At 67.9% G+C, this 9,241-nt stretch carries 9 protein-coding genes; 6 read left to right on the top strand and 3 right to left on the bottom strand.

Going from position 1 to position 9,241, the window contains the following annotated elements:
• Window positions 1–737: 737 nt before the first annotated feature.
• The 3 genes from AO501_RS37240 to AO501_RS15285 form a co-directional block, all read right to left on the bottom strand.
• Window positions 738–1,064, bottom strand: a complete 327-nt coding sequence (locus AO501_RS37240) for a hypothetical protein (protein WP_156452578.1) — start codon at window positions 1,062–1,064, stop codon at window positions 738–740.
• 62 nt (window positions 1,065–1,126) lie between these two features.
• Window positions 1,127–2,785, bottom strand: a complete 1,659-nt coding sequence (locus tag AO501_RS15290) for an acyl-CoA synthetase (RefSeq protein ID WP_055578523.1) — start codon at window positions 2,783–2,785, stop codon at window positions 1,127–1,129.
• A 74-nt stretch (window positions 2,786–2,859) separates the two neighbouring features.
• A complete protein-coding gene (locus AO501_RS15285) occupies window positions 2,860–4,143 on the bottom strand; it encodes a PQQ-dependent sugar dehydrogenase (protein ID WP_156452577.1) in 1,284 nt (427 codons plus the stop codon).
• 131 nt (window positions 4,144–4,274) lie between these two features.
• Here AO501_RS15285 and AO501_RS15280 point away from each other — a divergent pair, with 131 nt between their 5' ends.
• The 6 genes from AO501_RS15280 to AO501_RS15255 are packed head-to-tail and all read left to right on the top strand — an operon-like array spanning window position 4,275 to window position 9,205.
• On the top strand, window positions 4,275–5,276 hold the full coding sequence (locus AO501_RS15280; protein WP_055578522.1) for an AAA family ATPase: 1,002 nt from the start codon (window positions 4,275–4,277) through the stop codon (window positions 5,274–5,276).
• Window positions 5,277–5,283: 7 nt separating this feature from the next.
• The gene (locus tag AO501_RS15275; protein WP_055578521.1) at window positions 5,284–6,150 is read left to right on the top strand and encodes a DUF58 domain-containing protein; all 867 of its coding nucleotides are present in this window, start codon (window positions 5,284–5,286) and stop codon (window positions 6,148–6,150) included.
• Window positions 6,140–6,613 (top strand): hypothetical protein, encoded by a 474-nt coding sequence (locus AO501_RS15270; protein WP_055578520.1) that lies wholly within the window; start codon window positions 6,140–6,142, stop codon window positions 6,611–6,613. The genes AO501_RS15275 and AO501_RS15270 overlap by 11 nt, the downstream gene beginning before the upstream one ends.
• Window positions 6,604–7,569, top strand: a complete 966-nt coding sequence (locus AO501_RS15265) for a hypothetical protein (protein WP_055578519.1) — start codon at window positions 6,604–6,606, stop codon at window positions 7,567–7,569. Before AO501_RS15270 ends, AO501_RS15265 begins: the two co-directional genes overlap by 10 nt.
• Window positions 7,566–8,474 (top strand): hypothetical protein, encoded by a 909-nt coding sequence (locus AO501_RS15260; protein WP_055578518.1) that lies wholly within the window; start codon window positions 7,566–7,568, stop codon window positions 8,472–8,474. The genes AO501_RS15265 and AO501_RS15260 overlap by 4 nt, the downstream gene beginning before the upstream one ends.
• Window positions 8,471–9,205: a hypothetical protein gene (locus AO501_RS15255; protein ID WP_055578517.1), complete on the top strand. Its 735-nt coding sequence runs from the start codon at window positions 8,471–8,473 to the stop codon at window positions 9,203–9,205. Before AO501_RS15260 ends, AO501_RS15255 begins: the two co-directional genes overlap by 4 nt.
• The last annotated feature ends 36 nt before the right edge of the window (window positions 9,206–9,241 follow it).

Raw genomic sequence — 9,241 nt, 5'->3', positions numbered from 1 at the left:
GTGTTGATCCGTATCTCGCCCTGCATCAGGCCGGTTTGCTATGAACCACTGGACTCAACTCACCCTGGCACGCAGGGCCGCGACGACCCGGTCAGCGGGCCAATCGTCTGGTGCGGATAGAAGCGTGCCTCCGGTTAGCTCGCGGGAGGCCAGACCTTCCTCTGTATGGCGGATTGTTCCAGCCTCCGCGTTGACCCACGTTCGGTATCCAACGGGGATCTTCCACCCGCCACGGCGCGCCGTGCGGTTGACCAGCAGGTCAGACAAACTCAGGGCGGCAGGCGTCCAAGCCTCGGCAACAGCGGCGCAGAGTGCGTCACCCATCTCCGCTGTGACCCCGCCGGGCGCTATCTCACGTACATCAATGGCGATGGCGTGAAGCGGAACACGTCGTCCCTTTGATCGCGATCCCGCTGAAACTTGCACATGAAGCGCAGTCGCAGGGCCTTTCCCTGAGACCGTGAACAGATAGCCGTTCTCCGGTTCCGGATCGCCGAACGTTCCAGTTGTGACGTGGCTTCTTACGATGTCCGCCAACGCTTCTGGCGTTCCTCGCCATTCTTGATGCTGCGGTGTCTCCCAGCTAGGTATCGACAGCGCATACGCCAACGTGGACAAGAGTGCGTCGGTGCGGCGGGCGATCCATTCTGGCGACCCTCCGGTAGCGACCCAAATCGCATTCACTGAAAAGTCGGCAGCCCAGATAGGCCGTTGACGCCGAGGGGCCAGATCTGTCGTCAATGGTCACACCGGCCCGTTTTGAGGGCAGTCGATATTGCGCGCGGCGCGGATGACGGCGCTGAGTTGTTGGTTGTCGAGTCCAAGTGTGGCTTGAGTGCGCTAGCTGCGGCGATGTTGGGGGATATGCCGACGAAGATGCCGCCCTGGTTTTGCTGCACCGCAGCGTTGTATAGGTCGTCTGCAGCTCCAATGAGTGCATCTCGGTCTGCAATGACGCCTTGTGATGTGACGGCGGCGACGTAGTCGCTAGCACTGTCGGCGTGCGCGACAGCCGCTGACACGAATGTTGCTACCAGCAGGGCGGTGAAGGCAATGTTCCACATAGTTTCCTCCTCGCGGTGGTCGTAGTCTTCGCCGCTGGGCGTGTTTATTCAGGCCCCACTCGTCACTGAGGCAGCTCGACGTCCATCTCCACCAAGACGCGGCGTAGCAGCTTGCCGGTCGCGTTCCTGGGTAGCTCCTCGACGAATACCACGTCGCGGGGCACCTTGTGGCGCGCGAGGTTGTTCTTCACGTACTGCTTGATCTCCGCGGGATCCCGCGTGGCGCCCGGCTCGGAAACGATGAAGGCGCGCAACCGCTTTCCGAACTCGACGTCATCGACACCCACCACAGCCACTTCGGCGATGTCTGACCGCTCCTCGAGCAGATTCTCCACCTCCTGCGGGAAGACGTTCTCCCCGCCCGAGACGATCATGTCGTCGTCGCGGCCGTCGACGAAAAGCAGGCCCTGCTCGGTGAAATGGCCCATGTCGCCGCTGGACATGTAGCCGTCGATGATCTGCTTGTTGCGCCCATCGGTGTAGCCGGAAAACGGGGCGCCATTGCGGACGAAAATCCGCCCGCGACGATTCGGGCCCGTCACGCGTTGGTCGTGTTCGTCATACAGCACCACCTCGCAGGTCACCGGAGCGCGGCCGGCGGTGCCTGGCGCGGCGCGAAGCTCGGCTGGGGTGGCGACGGTCGCGATGGCGCATTCCGTCGAGCCGTACATGTTGTAGAGGACGTCACCGAAGGTGTCCTGCGCCCGCGACGACAGCTCGGGGCTCAGCGCCGAGCCGGCAACCAGGATCACCTTCAAAGACGAGGTGTCGTGCTGCGCGATGACGTCAGGCGGGAGTTCGACCATCCTGTGCAGCATCGTCGGGACCGCGACCAGCATGTCGGCCCGGTGCTCGGCGATGAGCTTGAGCGTGAGCTCCGGCTTGAACCGCCTGGCGGTGACCACCTTGTTGCCCAGCGCGGCGCCCACGGTGTACGTGGCCCATCCGGTGCTGTGAAAAATCGGCGACACGATGACCATGGTTCCCTTGCGCGGGAAAGGAATTCGGTCGATGATCTGTGCCGTCGCGAGGGGATTGACCGAGTCGCGGGGCGCGCCCTTGGGTAGGCCGGTGGTGCCGCTGGTGAGAATCACGGACCCACCCGATTTAGCCGGTGGCGGCAGGGGATCGGTGCGGTTCGCCGCGACGATGTCATCGAGGGTCTGCGCACCCGTCGGCACCTCGGCGCCCTCGTCGACCCAGACCAGCACCCTCGGCAGCTCGGGAGGCAGGGCGTCGAGCAGCCCGAGGAACTCGCTGTCGTGCAGCACCACACTCACACCCTCGCGCTGGCACACTTCGGCGAACTGCGGCTTGGCGAATCCGGTGTTCATCAGCACCAGGCGGGCGCCGAGTTTGCCGCACGCGGCCATCGCGATGACCAGGCCGCGGTGGTCGCGACACAGTAGCCCCACGACGGAGCCCGCCGCGACGCCATGAGACTTCAAACCATGAGCCAGCGCCCAGGACTGGTGGTCGACCTCCTCGTACGTCAACGCCCCGCGCTCGTCGACGATCGCCGGCAACATCGCATACTTGCGGCCGCCCAGGATCGTCATGGTCGCCTGCGGACCGTAGACGCCGGAAAGTTTCGCGGCTTGAACCGTCGACTTCAGGTCTCGCACGTCGAGGATGCCCGATTCGGCGAGTCGCTTCACAGCGCGCGCTGACTCGCCGATGCGCAGCAGCTTCTGCTGAATGCCGGTCAGTGCGGTGGCCATCGGTCCTCCTTGGCGGCAAGTTCGAGGAGAAAGGTAGCAGTCGAGTCGTCTGTGCGAGCCGCGGCCAAGCTCCGCTATCGCCCGGGCGGGGCCAACCGGTAAATCGCCCCCGCGTCGTCGTCGCTGACGTACACCGCCCCGTCCGGTCCGACGACCGCGGCGACCGGACGGCCCCATCGGGACCCGTCCTCGGCCTGGAAGCCCCCGACCAAAGTCTGCTGGTCGCCTAGCGCACCGTCCCGCCAGGGGAAGAAGGACACCTCCGGTGCCCTCGGCGGTTTGCGGTTCCACGAACCGTGGATGCCGACCAGCGCGCCGTCGGCGTACGGCCCCGGCAGCACACCCGTGGTAAATGCCAGACCTAACGGCGCCGAATGGGCGCCCATGCTGTGCTCGACGGGCGGCAACGTCGCACAATCCAGCTGAGATCCGTCCCTATTGGTCGACATGTCGCGCACGAACGGCAGGTTGGCCGGTCCTCCGTCGGGATTGCAATAGGGCCAACCCAATTCGCGCCCGGGAGTCAAACGCGCAAGCGACTCCGGCGGATGGTCGTTTACATAGCCGACGTCGACCTGGCCGTCCGGGTCGGGGGTGTTGTCGCGATTGTTGACCGCGGTCCACAACGAGCCGTCCGGCGCGACGGCGAGGCCCGTTCCGTTGCGCACGCCCGTCGCGAACGGCTCGGCCGGGCCGCCGCCGGGCGGAATCCGCATGATCGTCGCCCTGGGCGGGCTCGCCGTGCGGTCCTGCGGCGAGATGTTGGCCGTCGAACCGATCGAGAAATAGACCGCGCCGTCGGGGCCGACGGCCACGCTCTTCAGCGCATGCGCGTAGGCGCCGTGCAGGTCGGGACTGCGCGCGTCGGGTAGGCCGGCGGCGACGGTCCGGCCGTTGATCGCCCGTCCGCCGGTGTAGTCGTACGCGTCGATCCGGTTGCTCTCGGCGACATACAGCGTCGACCCCGCGAACGTCATGCCGTGCGGTTGGTCGAGCCCTTCGAGCAGCGGGGCCGGCGCCGCGCCAGGTGTCACCCTGACGATCTGACCGCGGCTCGGCACCGACACCAGCAGGGCGCCATCGGGCGTCCAGGTTGCCAAGCGCGCCTTCGGGATTCGCGCCCACACCGAGATCGTCCAGCCGTCGGGAATGAGCGCCTGTCGTGGTTGGTCGAGCGGCGCCTGCGCCAGGTCGGCGGGCACTCTGATGGGGGCCGGCACCAGCTTGCCGGGCGCCGCCGCGGGAGGCGCGGGCGACGACTGTGGCGACGGGCTCGAGCACGCCACCAACAGGAGGATGCCGACCAGGGCGGCGGCGACTACGCGACGCGGAGGGGGGATTCGCACGCGATGATGCATACCCGGCACAACAGCGGTCAACGCAGCGGCGGTCTTGGCGGCAACTCGTGAACCCGGGATACGCTCCGGGATATGCATAGCCAGCACGGGCCACGTGTGGAAACCCGGCCCCCGGGTACCCCAGCGGCCATATGACTACAGCACGGACACAACCGGATCAGCGCGACCTCGACGGAATCCGGCGGATCGTCGACGCCATCTCCGAGGCGTTCGCCGCCAAGATCGTCGGGCAACAAGAGTTACGGGAATCGCTGCTGATCGGACTGTTATCGGGCGGCCACGTCTTGCTGGAAAGCGTGCCCGGCCTGGCCAAGACCACTGCCGCCAAGGTGCTCGCCGAATCGATTCACGGCCGCTTCCAACGCATCCAATGCACCCCTGACCTGCTGCCCAGCGACATCATCGGCACCCAGATCTACGACTCGTCGACCAGCTCGTTCGTCACCCAACTGGGCCCCGTGCACGCCAACATCGTGCTGCTCGACGAGATCAACCGGTCCAGCGCCAAGACCCAGAGCGCGATGCTCGAGGCGATGGAGGAGCGGCAGACCACGATCGCCGGCCAGGTGCACACGCTCACCGACCCGTTCCTGGTCATCGCGACGCAGAACCCCGTCGACCAGGAAGGCACCTACCCGCTGTCGGAGGCGCAGACCGACCGGTTCCTGCTCAAGGAGATCGTGCGCTACCCCTCTCCCGAGGAAGAGGTGGAAGTGATGGCGCGGATCGACGCCGGCGTCTACGACACCCGACGACCCGCCGCGCCCGTCGTCAGCCTCGATGACGTACTGCGTCTGCAGGACGTGGTGCGCCATGTCTACATGGACCGGGCGCTGATGCTCTACGCCAGCCAACTGGTGGACGTGACCCGCCACCCCGGCCGGGCGCTGCCCAAGCAGACCGCTCGGCTGGTCGAGTACGGTGCCAGCCCGCGCGCCACGATCGCCTTCTGCAAGGCGGCAAGGGCGCAGGCGGTGCTGTCGGGGCGGGCACACGTACTCCCGGAGGACATTGCCAAGCTCGCGCACCGGGTGCTGCGGCACCGGCTCATTCTTGGATTCGAGGCGGCCAGCGCCAACGTCACTCCCGAGACCGTGATCGACGCCGCCCTGCGCGCCGTCCGGGTGCCCTGAGTTCGTCTTGGGCAAGCACCTCAACCGGGCCAAGGCGCACTTCGGCACCGACACCCGCGGGCTGCTCGAAGGCGGTCGCTACGCGCTATCGCACACGCGCAGCATGGAATTCGACGACCTGCGCCCGTATGTTCCCGGCGACGACGTCCGCGACATCGACTGGAAGGCCTCCGCGCGGTCGGGCAGCGTGCTCATCAAACGGTTCGTCTCCGAGAAGCACCACAAAATCCTGCTCGTCGCCGATGCCGGCCGCAACATGGCGGCCCTGGCCCCCAGTGGGGAGTACAAGCGCGACGTAGCCGCGCACATCATGGGCGCCGTCGGATTGATCGGGCTGCGGCGCTCCGATCAGATCGGCATGGTGTTCGGCGACAGTCGCGGCTGCGTGAACGTCCCGCAGCGTCGCGGCGAGACGCACGTCGAAGGCCTGCTGCACCGCTGGTACCAGCACACCATGACCCATCCCGGCAGCAGCGACATCGCCGCCCAACTCGAGTACGTCGCAACGCATTACCGCCACTCCATGCTGATCGTCGTGGTCTCCGACGAACCCGACGTCAGCGAGGAACTCCACGGCGTTCTCGCCAGATTGAGCGGGCGCCACGACATGCTGTGGGCGATGGTGTCCGATATGCCCGCGGTGGGGCCGGACAACACCGACGGGTACGACGTCGCCACCGGCCGATTCGTGCTGAACGGAGCCGACCTGGGTCCGCGGGTCGTCGCCGCCTACCGCCGCGCCGAACAGGTCCGCCGCGACCGGCTCGCAAAGTTCCTGACCCGTCGCGCGATCCCGTACGCCACCATCGCCGGCAGCGACGACATCCGCCGCGAACTCGTCGGCCTGACCGAGGCGGCCGGTCGTGCCGGATGATCTGCTGCGCCATGTGTTCGGTCCGCAGCCCTACTCATCGGCGTGGCTGGTGTGGGCCGTACTGCTGATCCTTGCCGTCATTGGTTGGTACGCCGGCATTTTCGTGTGGACGCTGCCATCGCACCGGCTGCGCCGGATCCCCGTCGTGCGACGTATACACGCCCGGGTGATCCGCGACCGCTTCGCCCGCCGCGTGCAGCGCCTGGCCGGCGAACACCGCGCCGGGCGGATGTCGCGGCCGCAGGCCAGCGCGGCGATCGCCCGCACGGTACGCAGCTTTCTGCACCAGGCGACCGGTGCGAAAGCCCAATATCTGCACATCGGCGCCCTGGCCGAGGACCAGCTCGACGCGGCCGCGCCCCTGCTCGCCCTGCTCGATGATGCGCAGTTCAACGCCGAGACGAGCGTCGAGGTCGGCGAGCTGAGCCCCATGGCGCAGGAGTTGATCCGCTCGTGGACCTGAAGTGGTGGCCGGTAGCGGCCGTCGGATCAGGCTGCTTCGTCGTCGCGGTCTTGCTGGCGGCGGTGCTGCCCATGACCGCGGCGCGCCGGCGGTTACGCCCGCTGGCCAACATCGCACGACTGACGCGGTTGCCCGAGTATGCCAGAGTGGCGCGGCTGCGCTCGCTGTCGACGGTCGTGACCCTGATGGTGCTGACGGTGATGTTCGGCGCCGCCACGTGGGCGGCCTCTCGTCCGGCCGCGGCCGGTGAGGAGTTCGACGCCGCGTCCTCCGAGGACGTGATGCTGTGTGTCGGGCAGCCGCTGCCGGATCGCGCGACGGTGGAGATGCTGGATTACTTCGCGCAACAGGCCGGCGCAGCGCCGCAGACCCAACGCATCGGTCTGACGTCGGTGAACCGCCGGCTGGTACCGCTGACGCGCGACCACCAGTACGCCGTGTCGCGATTCGGCGAGTACGCTCGCGCGCCCCGGTTGCAGTCGGCGTCGTTCGCGCCGACGGTGCCGTACACCGATTACGCGACGAGTGTGGAAGATGTGCTAGCGCTGTGTGTTTCGGGTTTCCCTCATTTCGAGCAGCCCGGCACGCACCGACGATCGGTGATCTATCTGGGGCCGTCGGATCTGCGCATGGCGGGGGAGCCGCGAGCCGCGTTGTTCACCGGCGGTGCGGTGCGGGAGTTGGCCGAGCGCGCCGGGGTCCAACTCAATGTGGTCGACACGGCGCCGTCACCGAAAAGCGGGTCGTTGCTCGCCCTCACCGAACAGACCGGCGGGCGATATCTGGTGCCGGGATCGGTATCGGGTGCTTTGGATGACATTCGGGCGCACAACCGTGCGGCACGCCACGGCACCGTCGCCAAAGCGGATGCCGCCGACTCGCCGGTGGTGCCCCTGGCGATCGCGCTGTTCTCGGCGACCGTGCTTTCGGTGGCGCTGATGGGGTTGCGCCGATGACGTTCCAGCCCGTGCTGCCCTGGCCGATTCTCGCCGTCGTCGCCGGCGCGCTCGTCTTGGCCCGCGTGGTTGCGCTGCGGCAGGTGTTGTTGGGAGCAGGACGCCGACGTGCTCGCACCGTGCTGCGCTGGGGCGGGGTGACGCTGGCGGTGTTGCTGATAATCGTGGCTGCCGCCCGCCCCGCACTGCACGACGACAGGACCCGCGCGGGAACAACGGCTTTGGCCGGCGAGAACCTCAATGTGTTTCTGCTCGTGGACCGGTCGGTGGATTCGGACGTGATGCCTGGCATGCGCGACGACATTGCGGCTTTCATCAAGCGGTACCCGGCGGCGCGATACGCGCTCATCGACTTCGCGGCACGGGCCACCCTGGATTGGCCGCTCTCCGAGGATGTCTGGAGTCTGCGGCCTACCATCGCCGCTTTGGATTCCTACCGCGGCGGCCCGAGTGCGGGACTCGACGTCGATGCCGTGGCAGCGAGCAACGTGCTGCGATATCAACTGATTCAGGCGACCCAGCAGTATCCGGGGACCCGAAATATCGTGCTGTACTTCGGCTCCGGCGCCCCCGGGACGCGCGCTCCGCAGGGCGACTTCAACAGCGGATCCGTCGACGGCGGAGCGGTGCTGGGCTACGGCCGCGCCGACGGGATCGACGAGGCCGAACTGCGCAAGGTGGCGGGGCAACTCGTCGTGCCGTATCAGCACCGGGAACCCGGTCAGCCGCTCCAGCCGGACCTGCCCGACCGGCCGAGCGCCGCCGGCACCCGCGCGGAGGCCGCTGACCTGCTTGAGTTGTACTGGCTGCCCGCGCTTCTCGCCGCGGTGCTGCTGCTGAGTGAGATCTACCTCTCGGTGCGCGAGTTCCGGCGCACCCGCCTCACCCGGCGGGACGCGGCATGACGCGGCGACCGGAACGGCTGCGACTGCGACGGCGGCTGCTGATCTACTCGGCTCCGCTGGTGCTGCTCGTGGTGTTGATCGTGGCGAAGCTGATATCGGTTGTGGTGGCCGGAGATTCAGCGGCGTCGGCGTTCGGGCGCGGCGACGGGGGTGCCGTGCGGGACGACGCGGCGCTGCTCGGCGTGGCCAACGTGATCGAACCGGCGAAGGCGCCCTTCGCCGCGGGCGCCGCCGCTGTCCTCGACGGACGGCTCGACGAGGCGGACACGGACTTCGTCGCCGCGCTCGCCCGCACCGGCACCGCTGACTCCTGCCCGGTGCGGGTTAACCTCGAGCTGGTCCGCGAAACCCAGGGCGACCGCGCCGCGGCGGCCGGAGACCGGTCACGCGCCGACGAACGTTATGCGAGCGCGTTGACCGTCGTGGGTGACGCACCGCCGGTCTGCTTTGCCGACAACAGCGACGCGGACACGCAGCGCCAGGCCCTGCGTCGTGACGCCGCAAAGCGGTTGACGGACAAGAGGAATGCTCTGAACTCCCCGCCGCCAGCCGCCGCTCAGCCCCCGCCGCCACCGCCGCCGCCGCTCCCGGTGGCGGTGCCGATCCCGGTGGCCGTGGCGCCCGACGGACGGGAGATTCCGCCACGCCGACTCGACCCGACCCAGGGCGATCCGCTGGACAAGTTGCAGCAGGTGCTGCAGGACGCGGCCGGCGCAGCGCCGCCGGGTTAGGCCGCGTTGGGCCTGCGGCGGTGGCGAATTTGTGCG

The organism is Mycobacterium gordonae, assembly GCF_001417955.2.
GTDB classification, from domain to species: Bacteria; Actinomycetota; Actinomycetes; order Mycobacteriales; family Mycobacteriaceae; genus Mycobacterium; species Mycobacterium gordonae_B.
The sequence above is the reverse complement of the archived record's forward strand: the minus strand, read 5'-3'. Positions and strand labels throughout refer to the sequence as shown.